The sequence below is a fragment of the Candidatus Aminicenantes bacterium genome (assembly GCA_011049425.1).
GTDB lineage: Bacteria > Acidobacteriota > Aminicenantia > UBA2199 > UBA2199 > UBA876.
The window spans coordinates 18,788-35,531 of sequence record DSBM01000030.1 but is presented as its reverse complement, the minus strand read 5'-3'; the positions used below and the strand labels follow the sequence as shown (position 1 = coordinate 35,531).

Sequence of the window (16,744 nt, the reverse complement as noted above, 5' to 3'; positions counted from 1 at the left end):
TTAAGGGGATTTGTCAACACTGCGTTGACACACTGCGTTGACACACTGCGGCCGGTCAAAGAAGTACAAGAAATGCCAATCCCGCCGAGAAGCCGCCCATTTGAATGGTTTCCGTGACAGCGGTAATGGAGGCATCGGTGTAATGAACGGCGATCTCAATAGAAAAGCGCGAAGACAGGGGAAATCCGGCCCCCACCGTCAGGTCATATCCTCCGCCCTGTTCGTTGGTTTCCCCAATGGCCGAGGTTTCCGTAACCAGCAGGTAGTGATACCCGGCTTCGAGAAAGGGCTGCACGCGCTTCAACCGGAACGTGTGGCGCAATCCCAGCGTCAGCGGATAGAGTCTGAGGCGGCTGATTTCTCCGGTAAATGATGTTTCGCCGTTGCGCTGGTAATGCCCCGCTCGCAGACGCAGCGAAAAACCCCGCCAAACTGTGGCATCAAGCTCCAGCCCATAGGTCAGATCCGGGTCCTCGCCGTAAATCTGTTGAAAAACGGCGTCTCGGGGAAGGAATCCCCCCACGTAAGCGCCGAACTTCACGCCCCTGGCCGGCAGGGTCACGGCTGCCATGAAAAGGAAAAGCAGGAGCGGGTGCAAGCGTTTCATGCCCAGTTAGTAACATGAGCCGGGCAAAAAGTAAACCCGGTGGATTTCAATACGCTCCGGGACCCGGTATAATGGAAAAACAACCTGGGAGAAATACCATCGATCTAGCGACGTTCAGAATCCGGATTCAAAAAAGAATTTTCTATTCCGAGACCACGGGTTTCGGTGTTTTCCGTGTCAGCGGGTTACCCGCCGGAAAAAACCGCGTAATCGTAGGCGAGTTGCTGGATGTGTCTGAAGGGGACACCTTGGACGTCAAGGGCCGTTTTATCCACCATTCCCGATTCGGAGAGCAATTCCGCGTTGAGGAATATCGCGCGGTTATGCCCGGAGATCATGCGGGCATTACGGCCTATCTCTCTTCCCGGGGCATCAGGGGCCTGGGGCGAAAGACAGCTGAAAAAATCGTTGCCCAATTCGGCAAGGAAACTTTAGAGATACTTCAAGAACGTCCACAGGATCTGCTGCGTGTGAAAGGCGTGGGGCGATCCCTGGTTGAACAGATCCGCACCTCGTTCAAAGACCGGCGGATCTTGAGAGAGCTTACGGTGCGCCTGGCTCCAGCGGGTATCGGCACGGCCACTATTCTGCGTGTCGTGCGGGAATATGGTGAACAATCGTTGCTGGTATTGGAATCCGATCCCTATGTCTTGGTTGACTCCGTGCGCGGAGTCGGATTCCGCATTGCCGATACCATCGCCCGGGCAATGGGGATTCCGGCCCAGGATCCGCGCCGCTTAAACCGCGGAATCGATCATGTGCTGGAGCAGGCGGAAAACCAGTACGGCGACTTGTTTATGGAGCGCCATCGCTTGGTTGTCGCCGCGGTGCGCTTACTTGATGTCGATGAAGAACTGGTTCTGGATGCGGTTCAGAATCAGATTGAACGCGGTCGACTGGTTGAGGAAAGGGATACGGAGCCCCTTGTCCTGAGTCTGCGCAACCATTGGGTGGAAGCGGAATCCGCCCGGATGTTAAAGAGGATGGTTGACAGGGAAATTTCGAAGGCCGTCTCCGATTTGGGTCCGGCCCTGAAGGGTATTGACCCCCCATTGACATCGGAACAACGCGATGCGGTAAGCGCGGCGGTTTCCCATCCGGTCACCGTGATCACCGGAGGTCCGGGTACGGGGAAGACCACCATTATCCGGGCCGTAATTGAAACCTTCTCCATGTCCCACTTGCGGGTGAAAGTCGCGGCACCGACCGGACGGGCGGCCAAACGGATCGAGGAAGCGACCGGTTTTCCCGCGTCCACCATCCACCGATTGCTGAAAGTCAGTCCGGAGACACGGCGTTTTACCCATGACGAGAGCAACCCGTTGCCGGTGGATGCGGTGGTGGTGGATGAATTCTCCATGGTGGACATTCACCTGTTTTACGCCCTGCTACGGGCCCTGGATGCCCGTACACGCCTTGTGGTTATCGGTGACAAAGACCAGCTTCCTTCCGTGGGGCCGGGCAATGTGTTGCGGGACATGATCCAGAGCGGGTATTTCCCCCTGGTTTCCCTGCATCGCAATTTCCGTCAAACCGGTGACAGCCTGATCGTGGAAAACGCCTACCGCATCAACTCCGGAGATTCCCTGGTCTTGAAGCCCTATGGCCCGGAGCTTGATTTTGTTTTTGTGCGGGTGTCCACTCCAGCCCAGGCGGCGTCCAAGGTGCTCGGCATACTGGAACACCTGGCGCCCCGTTATATGGTCAACTCGGCGGAGCTGCAGATTCTGGCGCCCATGTACCGGGACGAGGCCGGGATCGACCGTCTCAATGCCGTGATTCAGGAGCGGTTCAACCCGGAACCGGTTTGCCTATCCAGGGAGCAGATGCGGTTTAAGCGCGGCGACAAAGTCATGCAACTGAAGAACGATTACGACCGGGATGTGTTTAACGGTGAGCAGGGCGTGGTGACTGATTTCAATGACGATGAGAAAAAGATCATCGTTGATTTCGACGGCCGGTTCACCGAGTACGCGGTGGATGAGACTGAGGATTTGACCCTGGCATATGCCATGTCGATTCACAAGTCCCAGGGCTCCGAGTACGATTGTGTGATTCTCGTTCTTTTGCCCCAGCATGCAATGATGCTGAATCGTGAAATATTCTATACGGCGGTGACTCGCGCCCGCAAGCGTCTTTTCCTGGTCAGTCATGAGGCGGCCCTGCAGCCGGCCCTGGCCAATTCCACTCCGAATCGTCGCCGGACCCGTTTGCCCCAACGCCTCAGGGAGACCTTTGAAAACCGGAGTCCGGAGGCAAGCGCGGATGAGTATGGTATAATGCCTGTATGAATGCAACTCGGCGCGCATCATTCACGCAGGTTTTGCGGATCGTACTCTCCCTGGCCATCATCGGTTATGGCTTGTGGACGTCCAACTGGGTGGGCCTGCTGGGGCTGGTAACGCTGTTGAGCGCGTTGAGCGGAACCTGTCCGCTGGTCGTGCGTTTTCCCTCCCGCCACTGAGGTTCTTTATCCATGAACCAGATGGCTGCGAATCGTTCCCCGCAATTGGAGCAGTGCCTGCGGCGGGACGTCATGCTCTGGGACGGCGCCATGGGTACGTCCATCCAGCAACGGAACCTTCCGCCCGGCGCCTGGGGAGGGTATCCGAATTGCCAGGAGTACCTGGTCATCAGCAATCCCCAAACCATTCGTGATATCCACAATGATTTTCTGGATGCCGGCGCCCGCGTGGTTGAGACCAACACTTTCGGGGGCAACCGCCTGACGCTTGAGAATCACGGTCTTGGAGGGCGTACCCGGGAAATCAATCGTGTTGCCGCCGCACTTGCGCGGGAATGCGCGACAGCCCATTCCCGTTCCGGCCGGCCTTGCTTCGTGGCCGGATCCATGGGCCCGGGATCCCTGTTACCCAGCCTGGGGCACGTGGGGTTCGACACCTTGCGCGATGCATATTACCTGCAGGCGCTGGGCCTGGTGGAGGGGGGGGTCGACCTGATCCAGGTGGAGACCGCCCAGGACCTGCTTCAGGTCAAGGCCGCAGTTGCCGGGGTACGGCAAGCGTTTAAAGAATGTGGACGCTCCATGCCCCTGGTTCTGCAGGTTACCCTTGAAGGCGGAAAAATGCTTCTGGGCAGTGATGTGCTGACGGCCATGCATACTTTGCTGCCCCTGAAACCGGCGGCCATCGGCATTAATTGCGGCACCGGGCCGGAAGGAATGGGGGAAGCGGTGGAGCGTCTGTCCCGTCATTGCCCCTTACCCCTGATCGTGGTTCCCAACGCGGGCATGCCCCGAATTGAGAATGGTGTACCGGTATTTGATTTGTCTCCCGGTGACTTCGCCGTGACCATGAGTCGATTCGCGCGTGATTGCGGGGTTCGCCTTCTGGGAGGCTGCTGTGGAACCACTCCGGCGCATATCCGCTCATTACAGCAAGCGCTTGAAGGCATAACCCCCTCTTTTCATGCAGCGGAATATCAACCCGAATTTACATCGCTGTTTCTGCACCAGGCCAGCCGGGTGGAGCCGGCGCCGCTGATCATCGGCGAACGGACGAACGCCAACGGCAGCCGCGCCTTCCGCCGCGCCCTGCTGGCCGAAGACGTGGACGCAATGGTGGAAATGGCGCGCCTTCAGCAGGATGAGGGCGCCCATATGCTCGACTTGTCCGTTGCCTATGCGGGGCGCGACGAAGCCGCCGACATGGCGGCCGTGACCCGGCGCCTGAACCGGGAATTGCTGATCCCGGTGGTGTTTGACTGCACGGACACCGACGCCCTGGAGGCCGGGCTGAAGCACTACGGCGGTCACGCCTTGATCAATTCCATCAACCTCGAGGACGGCGGTACGCGTGCCGCCCGGGTTATTGAACTCGCGAAAGGCTATGGCGCGGGTCTGATCTGCCTGGCCATTGACGAAGAAGGCATGGCCCGGACCCGGGAACACAAGCTGGCGGTCTGCCGTCGCCTGTATGACTTGTGCATGTCAGCCGGCATTTCACCGGGGGCGCTTTTTTTTGATCCGCTGACGTTCACCCTGGCTTCCGGAGATGAGGGGCTGCGCGACGCGGGGATTGAGACCCTGGAAGTCTTGCCCCTGTTGCGTCGCTACTTGCCGCAAGCCCGCACCATCCTGGGTGTCAGCAACATTTCCTATGGACTGAAACCGGCCGCGCGCAGGATCATCAACGCCGTGTTTCTATACCATGCGGTGCGCAAAGGTCTCGATGCCGCCATTTTTCATGCCGGCAAGGTCCTGCCCCTGAACATGATCAAGGCCGACGAACGCGGGCTGGCTGAGGACCTGATATTTAACCGCTCCTCTGCGAGCGTTCTTCCCCTGGAGAGGGTCCTGGATCATTTTTCCCGCGAAAAAGACAGCCTTCCCGCAACGGGAACTCCATTGGAACCCGTGCTGGAACGCCTGGCCGCGGCGGTTGTGGAAGGGCGCACCGCCGGCCTTGAAGCCATATTGGCCGCGGCCCGCCAGAATCTTTCCGCGCTCGACATCATCAACCGGCACCTGTTGCCCGCCATGCAACGAGTCGGCGGGTTGTTCAGTTCCGGTCGCATGCAATTGCCCTTTGTGCTGAAATCCGCCCAGGTAATGAAGGCGGCGGTCGACTACCTGGCTCCCGACCTGGAATCAGCGCAACGGGTCACCCGGGGGACCATGGTGCTGGCAACGGTGCGCGGCGATGTTCATGATATCGGCAAGAACCTGGTGGATATCATTTTGAGCAACAACGGTTACCGTATCGTGAACCTGGGAATCAACCAAGGCAGTAACGACATTATCGACGCCGTGCGCGAACATGGTCCCGACGCCCTGGGGATAAGCGGCTTGCTGGTGCAATCCGTCCACGAGATGAGGGAATTGCTGCTGCAGATGCAGAGAAAGAATTTGTCTTTGCCCGTGATCTGCGGCGGCGCCGCCCTGACCCGGGATTTTGTTTGCAAGGAACTCGTCCCGGTTTATTCCGGTCCCGTCCATTACGCGGCTGATGCGTTCGAAGCCTTGCGCATTCTGCAGGGAAACGCCGCGCCGGCACCGCATCAGCCTGGGCCATCGCATGTTTCCCCGCCCCCTCCCAGGCGGGCCGTGACCCCCACCGAATCCCTGAACGCGCCTTTCCGGGGGGTGCGCCGGATCTCGCTGACCCTGGATGAGATCCTATCTTTCCTGGATCGCGGGACCCTGTTTCGCACGCGCTGGAAAATGGGTGAGGGCAGCGAGTCGGCGGCGCAGTTGGAAGGGATTTTAGAGAGATTGCGGCAAAAGGATTGTACGGAATTTGCCGCAACCTACGGATATTTCAGTGGCCGGGTTACCGCGAACGGCAATGTTCTGGCCCTTGAGGCGAACAGTGAAGCGCTGACTTTTGCCCCCGCCCCCATTCCGCCGACCGCCTGGTTTTGCCGCGAGCGGGATGTGGTGCCATTACTGGCCGTGACTACTGGGGCTTTTCTGGCATCACTGGTGCAACAGCGTTTTGCTGCGCAAGACTATGTGGGTTACCTCTTGTGGTATGGGTTCAGCGCCCAACTGGCCGAAGCCATGGCCGAAGCCGTTCACCAGATTATCGTGGATGAAATGAAAATAACCCGCCGCGACAGCCGGCGTTTCAGCCCGGGATATCCCTCCTGGCCGGATCTCTCCGAGCAGCGGGTGTTGGCGCGCCTGCTGGATTTTCCGCGTCTGGAACTGGAACTGACGGAAAACTGGCAACTGGTGCCCGAGGCTTCGGTCACGGCCCTGGTGGTGCCGAGGTATAAAGTTGAAAAGAAGGTGACAGGAAGGCATTAAGTGAAAAGTGAAAAGTGAAAAGTTGAAAAGCTGAAAGTATAACCCGCGTACTTTCGAGATTCTGCTTTTTTCTACATTCTACCTTCTACAAGTACCGAAATGGCCAGTGGAGGGCTTTTTTATTATCTATTCGTTATTCATAGCTTTTGTTTTTTCATCACAGGTCCGAAGATTTTCTCATCACAAGCACTCGGGAGTCCCCATCACAAGTACTTGAACGATCTCATCACGAGAACGAGTTGAAGAAACGGGGACATTTGCAAAGGAATCGGGCTTAATTTGAGTCCTGAAGGGCCTGTTCGATCATGTCCGTGATGCGCAGGCCGAATTCTCCATCGCTCAGGGGTGGGCGGCCTTCACGAATGGCGGAAATGAAATCCGCCACCATCAGGCTGAGGGGCTCGGATGAATCGATACGCGGGCTGATTACATCCCCCACCCGGTATGCCAATTGAAACTCACCGAAATCGCCGGGTTCCAACTCTTCCACTTTTTTATCGTAAATCTTGATTTTTTCTTCCGGCTCCGTGTCGTTGTAGATCAGCATGCGCCGGTTGCCCACAATGATGGTTTCACGGAGTTTGCGTGGCGAAAGCCAACTGACAAGGCCTTCCATCATGGTGGCGTTGTCAAATTCCATGAACACAAATCCCACATCGGGATGCTTTCCCACTGAAGTCTTCAGAAAGCAGCGTGCGTGGCGCAGTCGCACGTCGCCCAACCAGTAAAGCGCCATGGAAAGATCATGGGGCAGAAGATCCCACAGCACGTTTACCGCCCGCTGATGGATACCGAGATTGATGCGACGGAAAGAGATGAACTCCACCCGGCCCAAGTCGCCCCGTTCAACAATGCGCTTGATCTCGCGTACGGGTGGGGAATACAGGAATGTGTGGCCGCTCATGAGTTGCAGGGAATGTTTCGCAGCTCGTTTTACCAGGTCGCGCGCATGGTCGCTGCAGATGGCAAAGGGTTTCTCGATATACAGGTGCTTGCCCGCATCCAGGACGCGGCATCCCATTTCATAATGCGTTTCCGGCGGAGTAACAACGAAAACGCCGGTCAGTTCCGGATCATTAAGGAAAACTGAAATATCTGGGACGGTCTCGACTGTAGGGAATGCGGCGGCAATGGAACGCAAAGCTCCCGGATCCCGGTCGCAAACCACCAGGGAATCCACTTCCCTTTGGCGCGAGAGATTTCGCACGATGTTCCGTCCCCAGTAGCCGGTACCGATCACGCCTATGCGCATGCCGCCTCCTTTATCTGCTGATTCCTTTGTAGAGAGCCAACCGAATGGGGCACCATTATAGCATGAGGAACCGGTTCAGTATACCCGGGAAAAAGCGAAAACCGATCGCAGTGTCCGAAGGGAAATAAGCAAGTCCAGCCAAAAATCATATTCCATCGTGTAATAGCCATCCAGGAAAAGGGATGTATGCAGGGGCATCATTCCCCTGCCGGACACCTGCCACAGCCCGGTGATGCCCTGGGGGGAATCCAGGCGCTTTCCGGCCCAGGCGGGGTACATCTCGACTTCATAGGGAAGGGCGGGACGCGGTCCCACAAAAGACATGTGTCCGGCCAGGACGTTGATGATTTGAGGCAGCTCATCCAGGCTGGTCTTGCGCAACATCGCGCCGGGGAAACTGATCTCTTCCCGGTGGCGCATTTTGCGCACCCGCTGGTCAACGGATACGAGGCGGCCGGAATCGAGGCGTGCCTGTTCCTCTTCTTGCAGAAGTGTTGCGATGTATTCACGGTGACGTGAATCCACATCTCCGGCATTGGAACCAGATACCAGCCGCATGGTGCGGTATTTGAAAAGGCGGAAGGGGTTCCCCCGGCGCCCCAGCCGGATTTGACGGAAAATGATCGGCTTCCCGAATTCCAGGCGCACCACCAGGGCCACGAAGGGGTGGAGCAAGGCCAGCAGGGGTAGCAGCAGCATGGCCAAGACCCGGTCCAGCATAGGCTTGGCCATGCGGCGGTAGCACTTATGCCCATGTCCGGACAAGGGCAACCCGCCGAAATCACCCAATGCCATGATGGTTCCCTCGTGGTTCAGTTCCGTGTTGTAGAGGTTGAATATGATAACGGTTGCCCGGTAAGCCAGAGCTTCTTTTTTGGCGGTATTGAGAAAATCGCTGTATTCCCGCCACAAGTCGGCCCGGGTCGATGCGCGGGCCGAAGGTTGAAATTCCAGCAGCAAAAGACCGCCGCGCATGGTACCTGGGGGCTCTCCCGGATCCATCGCTTCCAGTCGCGTGAGGATGCGGCCCGGTCCTTTCACTAGCAGGTCTCTAAGCACGGTTGACAATCGATACCGGGTCGGGGTTCGCCGCAACAACCAGCGTCCAATCGCCATGCGCAGCGTAAGTGGGTACAAGAGTCCGAATCCCATGAACAATCCGACCAGGAGAAGGCGTGAAGCCTCCGGCCATTGGGTTTTGAGCAGGAACCACCATGTGCCCCAGAACAACACGAACACCACCAGTACGGTGCGCATGACGCGCGAAGCGTATTGCAGGCGGTTGAAAAACACCTCTACCCGATACAAGCGATAGTACCAGAAAACCACCAGGAAGAGGCCGAGCAGTACCGCAGCGGTAACGGGGATGGCCGGACGTTTGAACAGGGTCCGCAATCCGGCATAAGTGCCGATGAAAGCCAGGATATCGGCGAATGCCAGGTAAAGGCCCTGTTTATTCATTCTGTTTCATTAATCGCAACACCCGGGCGGGATTTCCCGCCGCCACGGCGTTGGCGGGGATATCGCGTGTAACGACGGAGCCGGCGCCCACGATGGCCCCCTCTCCCACGGTGACGCCTCCGAGGATGGTCACGCTCGAACCCAGTGAAGCCCGTCGGCCGATTCGTGTCTTTTCCACTTTCCAATCAGCCTCCGTCTGGGGTTTTCCGTCCGGATTGCAGGCCCGGGGATATTTGTCGTTGATAAAAGTGACATTGTGTCCCACGAAAACTTCATCTTCGATTTCCACTCCTTCACATATGAAGGTATGGGAAGAAATTTTGCAGCGCTTGCCGATCACGGCGTTTTTCTGGATCTCCACGAAAGTGCCGATCCGGGTTTCGTCACCGATTTCGCAGCCGTACAGGTTAATAAAGCCGTACCAGCGCACATCGCGGCCAAGACATACATTCACGATTCGTACATTCTCTTCAGTGATGGACACCTGTTTGTTGCTCATGCAGCTCCTCGTGGATTCCTTGATCCAGGATGGACCATTATACCCGGAACGCTTATGGGCGAAAACCCCCAGAGCGCATCACGAGCCTGTGCAGGCCTCTGGGAGAGGTGGGAACCATGTGGGGCGGTGCGTGGCCGGGATGATTCATCCATTAACTATGCCTGAGTTCCGGACTCTCCGGCAATCTGAAGAACACCACCGCCATTGCCAGGCTGAACCCGCATGCTTCACTGATCAGGCGGGCCGCGAGTACGCCGGATGCAGAGAGAAAAACTCCCAGAACGACGGTCAACAGGATCAGCGTTCCGGCGCCGGCGAGATGAATCATAAATTGCTGTTTCTGATAGCGGGAAGAACTCATGAATGCACCCAAGGTGAATGCCGCCATGCGCAACGGAACCGCCAGGGCCAGCCAGCGCAGCCACACTCCTCCGGTGTCAATTGCCGGCCGGAACAACGAGATCAGCCAATTCCCGGACACACCCAGGAGGATCCCCAGCAGAAGCCCGCAGCCTGTGAAGATCAGCAACATGTGCCGCAGAAGTTTTCCCATGGCGAGGGACTCCATGCCATGGTAGGTGCGGGAAAAGAAGGGCACCAGGGCGCGGGTCCCGACTTCGGCGAAGATGCCCACGGCCAGGTAGATGCGCAGGGCCAGGAAATACACTCCCAGCTCTTTCAGGCCCACGAAGAGCGAGAGCAGCAGGATGTCCGCCTGGCGCAGGAAATATCCCGCGATATGGTCGAGCCAGTAGTAACGGATGTCGCGGAAGCAGCTCATCCGGGGCAGGGTGATACCTTTCCGCCAGTATGGTTGCAGAACCGCGGCTTTCACCCCGATTCCCAGCGTTGATCCCGCGGCCCTTAAAGCGAATACGCCGGCCAACCCGATATGGCTGGACCAGATCGCCAGGGGCAGGAGCAGAGCCAGTGAAGAGCCCAGGTTGACCGCGGTTTCCACTTCCGTCCGCTCAAGTCCCAGCAAAAAACCGTTCAGGTTCATGTCCAGGCCCAACAGCGCACCGCAGGCCGCGGCCAGGGCTAGCAATCCCCCTGAGACATCCCCGTATATCCATTGGGCCGCCCCCCATACAGGTAGGGTGATGACCGATCCGATCGCAGTGGCCGTGACTGCTTTGCCGAAGAGGTTTTGCATCCGCTGCAGGTTGTCCCTGGCCACGGCTGCCTCTTTGCCCAGGAACACCTCGAGGTTGAAGGAGGTTAATGTATAGACCAGGTACATCACGGCGAAGCAGATTCCGTAAACGCCCAGACTTTCGGCATCCAGGCATCGCGCCACGAAAAACATCACCCCCAGATTCGTTCCCGTGGTCAAAGCCCGCGACAGGGAAACAAAAACAGAAGTGTTGAACAATCGTCTCAACATTTCATTTTTTCAGGGCAATTCGTATGACATGAAGCAAGCGGCTTTCGAATCGTTCGAGGGTAAAGCGTTCCAGAAACCGTTCCCGCCCGGCCCTGCCCATTTGCGCACACTGCTCGCTCTTTATCAGAAGGCGCTCGATGCAGGCGGCCAGGTCGTGCGCATCATTTTTGCGGCACAGCAGACCGCTTTTTCCCTCCGATACAATCCAGGGTATGGAGCCTTCACGAGTGGCCACAACCGGCAGGCCGGTCCGCAGCGCTTCCAGGCACACATGAACCCCCTTGTTGACCTTCAGGTTGGAAAGGAACGGCAACATGGGCGGTTTCTTCAGCGGGATTCTCTCCCGTTCCGGCTCAGGCAGATCGGGGAGTCCGTTGGGCACGGCATGCAAACACTCAGAAGAAACCCAGGCGACCAGGTCGCGGGAATGGGAGTAGTCTCGGGGAGTCACCACCACGTAAACCAGGTCGGGACGGTGAAAAACCAGCTCCCCCACCAGTTTCAGTGAAATGCCCGGGGCATGGAACACCTTGATTGGGGAGAATCGACCCAGCGATGCCGGCTGCTCTGTAAAGCGCAAGGGCAGCACCCGGATTTGGAAAAACCTTTTCAGCAGGCGGGAATTTACGACCTGCCGGCTGATCAGGCCGGCGCCATGCACAGGGGGAGGGAGCGGGACCATCAGCAACATTCGCGGTTGCCGGGTCATGGTTCTCTCTTTTGGCCGGGAAACGAGCGCCGACAGGAAATGAGAATCTTTACAGCTGTCGGCAGACTACGCAGGTAACGGGGCAACATGCGCAGGGGCTCCTGCATAATCCGATACAACCATTCCATGCCGCATCGCCGCATCCAATTCGGGGCCCTTTTTTTTGTTCCGGCGAAAAAATCAAATGCCGCACCGATGGCAACCGCCACGGGAACGGTTAACTGGTTGCGCTGACGGTGCAGCCAGACCTCCTGGCGGGGGGCCGTGATTCCCACCCAGAGAATATCCGCGTGGCTGTTGTTCACCGCGGTTACCAGTTCCCGATCTACCTGTTCTTCCCAATCTCCGAACGGCGGGGAAATAGATGCGCTTACCGTGATACCCGGGTATTCATTCAGTAGGCGCAATCGCATGGCTTTTAGTACCTCGGGAGTTGATCCCAGCAGGCAATAACGCATTTGATACATTGAAGCTGTCTGCGAGAAAAGCTCGAAAAAGTCCGGTCCGGAAAGACGTTCGCGGATTGGGTCCCCACACCATCTCGACATCCAAACAACTGCCATGCCGTCAGGCAGAACCACTTCGCTGTGATCAATGGCGTCGTGGTAATCCGCATCTTGTTGGTACGGTGCCAGCATTGGGAAACTCATGGTCATCACTGTGTGGCAGCGCCTTTTACGAATCCATTCCAGCATATTCGTTTTCAGTGTGGAAAAGTTACAGGAAGAAATGGGAAGTCCCATCCCACGGCAATCTGGTTTCATATAATCTACTTCCATTTCCTCGCTTTCGGCATTTTTTTATTCCGCCTTTCCAATTGGATGTTGCTCTTGATCCATGCCAAGGCGAAAGGCGATGCTTTATATCGAGCTATAAGCAAGTACATGAACGGTAATTTACATAGGTGGTCCGAATCGCGGCTTCAAGTTCATGCCCCGGCGACCAGCCGAGATTGCGCAGGCGGGATACATCCAACAATTTTTGCGGGGTGCCGTCCGGTTTCTTTGTGTCCCAATTAATGTTACCGGAAAAACCCACAATGACCGCAACCATCTCTGCCAATTCGCGGATAGAGAGATCTTCACCGCTTCCGATGTTGATGATTTCACCCACATCGCTGTAGTTGAAATTTTCCATGAGAAACAGCAAGGCATCCGCCAGGTCGTCTACGTACAGAAATTCGCGTTTTGGTGATCCGGAACCCCATAAAATCACCTGGACGTCTTTGCCCCCACTGCGGATGCCATGTTTCTTCAGGATGCCTTGAATATCATTCTCATCACTTTGGCCAGTCACACCATCCACGGGTCGATGCGACAGATCACGACGCAGGTCCGCCCAGTCTTCGCGTTCAAGGCAGCGCGCCAGGTGGAATTTACGGATCATTGCGGGAAGAACATGGGATGATTTTAGATCATAATTATCGTTTGGGCCGAAGAGGTTAGTTGGCATGACGGAAATAAAGTTGGTGCCATATTGTTCGTTGTAATAGCGACACATCTTCAGGCCGGCTATCTTGGCGATCGCGTAGGCCTCATTTGTGGGTTCCAGTGGTGAAGTGAGCAAGTACTCTTCCTTAAGAGGCTGTGGAGCTAGTTTTGGATAGATGCAAGAACTGCCAAGGAACATGAGTTTCTGAACTTTGAATCGATAAGCGGCATCCACCACATTGACGGCAATCGAAAGGTTGCTGAAAATGAACTCAGCAGGCTGGGTTTTGTTGGCCCAAATGCCACCGACTTTGGCGGCAGCCAGGACAACATAGTCGGGTCTTTCTTTTTTAAAAAAGGCATTTACGTCAGCTTGGTTTTCAAGGTTGAGCTCGTTGTGGGTACGGGTGAGGATGTTTGTGTACCCTTCATGTTTTAATCGGCGTACCATCGCTGAGCCTACCAGGCCTCTGTGTCCGGTCACGAAAACTTTTTTCTCGCGGTTCAGATTATCCTCCTGTGCACAATCACCAATTGCCGGAATCAGACTTTAGCACTATAGCTAGTGATTGACAATCTTTTTGCCGGAGCCGGGAGGCCTGTTTCTCTCTATGGGAGGAATGTGAATCTTTATTTGGCTTTCACCTTTGAATCCAGGGGTTGCTTGCTGAACAAGCGGCTTCAATCCCGGCTTTCGAGCATTTGCTCGATGACATTTCGAACCTGGAAGATGGTGGGATTCCGGGGAATCAGGCCGGGTTGCGAGCAGGAAATAAAGGCGTTGTCGCGGCGGTGAGTGCCGCGGAACCTGTCTGAGTGGAATGCCGACTGGCGTGAAAAACCGGCCTTGAGGTCAAATCCGGGCATGCCTTCCAGTACCAGATCCGGCCCGCGATGTCGCAGGGGAAGTCCGTAAATCTCTTCGGCGCGGTGAACCGCGCGAATCACCGGCCTGTTGTTAAAATGGAAGCCACAAAAGCCGGTGGTCAGTTCATCCATGAGGCGTTTTTTCTCTCGCGGTTCCACCCGGCCTGAGGGGAATCGGTTTCTGGTGTTGAGGTAGATCCGCCCCGGGTCAAGTGCAAATGCATGGCTGTGACTTACCGGGAGGCGCATCCCTTCCGCATCCGCAGCTTCAGGCATGGCATATCCCCATTCGCGCAAAAGTGGGTTGATATTGACTTCCGTAACCAGTGATTCGAACCCGTGATCGGACAGGATCAGCCATTCCAGGGGTTTGTGGCGGCGGGCTTCCATGAGCAGTTCGCCCAGCACTTTGTCGAGTTCCATGTAGTAATCGACGAAGTCCTTGTGCCGGGGATGATCGTTGCGGTTCCAGGCATCGAAAAAAAAGTGATGCAACCGGTCCGTTCCCGTAACCGTGAACATGAAAAGGTTCCACTTTTCATGACGCATCAGGTGGAGGGACAAATTCAATCGTTGTCGCAGGGTGGTGTAGAGATCTGACAGGAATCTTTCCGGCTCCTTGTGCGCCTGTCCGAAATCGACGTCAACAACGTAGCCGGATTTTTTAACCAGGGGGTACAGTTCCTGCGGCCATACGGCTTTCTGCAGGTTTGGGGCTACGAATCCGGAAATAAGAATCCCCTTGAACGGCCGGGCGGGATAGGTCGCCGGCAGGTTGACTACAATGGAGCGCCTGTTTCCCTGCATAAAAAAGGGCGTTTCCCGCAGGTCCCGTGAGTCGGGGAACCGCACCCGGTAACTGTGCTCTTCCAGGTCGGTAAACCCGAAGATTCCGTGATAACCTGAATCCCGGCCGGTCATGAAACCGGACCAGGAAACCGCGGATACATCCGGAAGGCTGACCGTCATGGCTTGCGGGGAATGGCCCCGCAGCAATTCACCCAAGACGGGCATGGTGCCGTTTTCAGTGTATTGTCGCACCAGTTCAACAGGGACACCATCCAGGCCGATGATCAGCAAGTGGTTGGGGTGGTGGATTCGGCTCATGGCCGGGGTGGCCGGGTTCCCAGATTCATTTCTCGGCCACCAGGTAACTCTTTGGAACGATCAGCTTGCTTGAGAAATGAACATTGGTTAAAAGAATGACCGCGCGCTCGTTATCGGGCAGTTCTTCGTAAAATACTCCTTCCCAGCCGTCAAAATCCCCTTCATCCACCCGGATCACATCTCCGCGGGAAAAACGTTGTGGACGCTCTTTTAGTACCACCACGCCGTCTTTTTCCCGCTCACGAATACTCTGGATCAGGACATCATCAATGGTCCATAGCCCGTGTTGGCCACCCAGGACGGTTTTGACACCCCGACAGTAGCGAACTTTGTGGAATAACGATTCCACGGGGAACTGGGCGAATAGGTAGCCTTTGAAAAGGGGGGACAGGATAGGAACTTTGGTTTTATTGCGTTTGATACGGGCGTAGTAAAGAGGTAGGTATACCCGGATGTCTAAAGACAACAGGCTGCACTCAGCCACCGATTCCTGGCGTGGGCGGGTATGGATAATAAACCACTGATCCTCCCGTTCCCTTTCCATGCCTCAATCTTAGCCCAACCGCGATGTGGGTGTCAACCGCGTTTGTCTCAAATGACGCCCTGTATTTGGCTTTTCGGCTGTGGTACAATTCATCTCCTGGTGGTTTCGCCAGTTTGAATGATGGGGGTTTATGTGAGCAGTACACATCGCTCGCCCGTAAGTGAAGAACCGGTTGTGTTGAACAACGGCATTTTTGTCGCGGGTCATCCCCGCAGCGGCACTTCACTGGCCTGCAAGTTATTGCAGAGCGCCGGAGTCCATTTTCCGTCCGACCTCAGCGCGGATCACTACAATCGGGACGGGTATTTCGAGCTGGCGGAGGCCAAGGAGTTGGAAAAGGAGTTGATCAGCCATGCCATGACGACGGAGAACACTGCCGTCATGAACCGGGTGGTGAGGTTGCTCAACAACACCCGGGGATTGGCCGGACTGAAGATCGTCCATATCCCCGCATTGTTTTTTTACCGCCATATCAGCAAGAACATTCGGACGGTGCTGATTTTCCGTCACCCTGCCGATGTGTACAGCAGCATGCTCAGGCGGGGGATTTCCAGTTTTCGCCTGGATTGGTTTGCCAATAACAACGCTTTGGTTGCGGCTCACGAGAACATTCAAAAGAGCATTGTGATCAGCTACGAATCGCTGATTCACGGTCACCCGCGCATTCGTGAGGCCTTCCAGCGCCTGGGTTTTTCCGTGGATTTGGGCGTGATCAAGCAGTCTTTCCGCACACAGGCGGGCAGCCGTTTGGTATTGACCGAACCAGAGCAGCGCCTTTATCGGCTGTTGCAGAAACTCGAGCGCCATAGCTTGCGTTCCCGCTGATTCTCATTACCGGAGTGTTTATGTCTGAAAAAGAATCTTTTGAATTGATTGACGAGGGGGCCGAGCACCTCTATGCCAACCTGATCTCTTTTAATACCAATCCCGAAGAAGTATGCATGGGACTTGGTATCCGTGACATCCGTGATCCGGATGTGGTCAATGTTCATTCCTACCTGCATTTGACCATCCCCCATTTCCTGCGTTTTGCTGAAGCGGTGAACAAGCAGATGAACCTGCTGATCGAACGGGGCGTGATCAGCCGGGAACCGGAGCAGTAAGTCTTTCA

The 16,744-nt window shown here is 56.1% G+C and carries 15 protein-coding genes; 5 read left to right on the top strand and 10 right to left on the bottom strand.

Translation table 11 applies throughout. The features are described from left to right. Positions 1–55: 55 nt before the first annotated feature. Positions 56–607, bottom strand: coding sequence for a porin family protein (locus tag ENN40_02150; GenBank protein ID HDP94143.1), 552 nt, complete (start codon positions 605–607; stop codon positions 56–58). A gap of 14 nt (positions 608–621) precedes the next feature. Between ENN40_02150 and ENN40_02145 the strand changes: the two genes are divergently transcribed. From ENN40_02145 to ENN40_02135, 3 genes are read left to right on the top strand one after another with little or no spacing between them, the layout of a single operon-like run. Next, the gene (locus ENN40_02145; GenBank protein HDP94142.1) at positions 622–2,898 is read left to right on the top strand and encodes an ATP-dependent RecD-like DNA helicase; all 2,277 of its coding nucleotides are present in this window, start codon (positions 622–624) and stop codon (positions 2,896–2,898) included. After that, positions 2,895–3,071, top strand: coding sequence for a DUF2892 domain-containing protein (locus ENN40_02140; GenBank protein HDP94141.1), 177 nt, complete (start codon positions 2,895–2,897; stop codon positions 3,069–3,071). Before ENN40_02145 ends, ENN40_02140 begins: the two co-directional genes overlap by 4 nt. 12 nt (positions 3,072–3,083) lie before the next feature. Then, on the top strand, positions 3,084–6,377 hold the full coding sequence (locus ENN40_02135) for a methionine synthase (protein HDP94140.1): 3,294 nt from the start codon (positions 3,084–3,086) through the stop codon (positions 6,375–6,377). 274 nt (positions 6,378–6,651) lie between these two features. Here ENN40_02135 and ENN40_02130 read toward each other — a convergent pair whose 3' ends face one another. The 9 genes from ENN40_02130 to ENN40_02090 all read right to left on the bottom strand — a co-directional run bounded on the left by ENN40_02130 (position 6,652) and on the right by ENN40_02090 (position 15,633). Then, positions 6,652–7,629, bottom strand: coding sequence for a Gfo/Idh/MocA family oxidoreductase (locus tag ENN40_02130; protein HDP94139.1), 978 nt, complete (start codon positions 7,627–7,629; stop codon positions 6,652–6,654). A 75-nt stretch (positions 7,630–7,704) separates the two neighbouring features. After that, positions 7,705–9,090 carry a sugar transferase gene (locus ENN40_02125; GenBank protein HDP94138.1) on the bottom strand — a complete coding sequence of 462 codons (1,386 nt, stop codon included), beginning with the start codon at positions 9,088–9,090 and terminating at the stop codon, positions 7,705–7,707. After that, positions 9,083–9,589, bottom strand: coding sequence for an N-acetyltransferase (locus tag ENN40_02120; protein HDP94137.1), 507 nt, complete (start codon positions 9,587–9,589; stop codon positions 9,083–9,085). The genes ENN40_02125 and ENN40_02120 overlap by 8 nt, the downstream gene beginning before the upstream one ends. A gap of 151 nt (positions 9,590–9,740) precedes the next feature. Further along, the gene (locus tag ENN40_02115) at positions 9,741–10,976 is read right to left on the bottom strand and encodes a hypothetical protein (protein HDP94136.1); all 1,236 of its coding nucleotides are present in this window, start codon (positions 10,974–10,976) and stop codon (positions 9,741–9,743) included. A gap of 1 nt (position 10,977) precedes the next feature. Then, positions 10,978–11,685: a glycosyltransferase gene (locus tag ENN40_02110; protein HDP94135.1), complete on the bottom strand. Its 708-nt coding sequence runs from the start codon at positions 11,683–11,685 to the stop codon at positions 10,978–10,980. Next, positions 11,682–12,464 (bottom strand): glycosyltransferase, encoded by a 783-nt coding sequence (locus ENN40_02105; protein HDP94134.1) that lies wholly within the window; start codon positions 12,462–12,464, stop codon positions 11,682–11,684. The genes ENN40_02110 and ENN40_02105 overlap by 4 nt, the downstream gene beginning before the upstream one ends. 91 nt (positions 12,465–12,555) lie before the next feature. Continuing rightward, positions 12,556–13,623: a GDP-L-fucose synthase gene (locus tag ENN40_02100; protein ID HDP94133.1), complete on the bottom strand. Its 1,068-nt coding sequence runs from the start codon at positions 13,621–13,623 to the stop codon at positions 12,556–12,558. A 173-nt stretch (positions 13,624–13,796) separates the two neighbouring features. Next, positions 13,797–15,089, bottom strand: a complete 1,293-nt coding sequence (locus ENN40_02095) for a hypothetical protein (protein HDP94132.1) — start codon at positions 15,087–15,089, stop codon at positions 13,797–13,799. A 25-nt stretch (positions 15,090–15,114) separates the two neighbouring features. Then, the gene (locus ENN40_02090; GenBank protein HDP94131.1) at positions 15,115–15,633 is read right to left on the bottom strand and encodes a hypothetical protein; all 519 of its coding nucleotides are present in this window, start codon (positions 15,631–15,633) and stop codon (positions 15,115–15,117) included. Positions 15,634–15,750: 117 nt separating this feature from the next. Here ENN40_02090 and ENN40_02085 point away from each other — a divergent pair, with 117 nt between their 5' ends. Both ENN40_02085 and ENN40_02080 read left to right on the top strand, forming a co-directional pair. Continuing rightward, on the top strand, positions 15,751–16,458 hold the full coding sequence (locus ENN40_02085; protein ID HDP94130.1) for a hypothetical protein: 708 nt from the start codon (positions 15,751–15,753) through the stop codon (positions 16,456–16,458). A 20-nt stretch (positions 16,459–16,478) separates the two neighbouring features. Continuing rightward, positions 16,479–16,736, top strand: coding sequence for a hypothetical protein (locus ENN40_02080; protein HDP94129.1), 258 nt, complete (start codon positions 16,479–16,481; stop codon positions 16,734–16,736). The last annotated feature ends 8 nt before the right edge of the window (positions 16,737–16,744 follow it).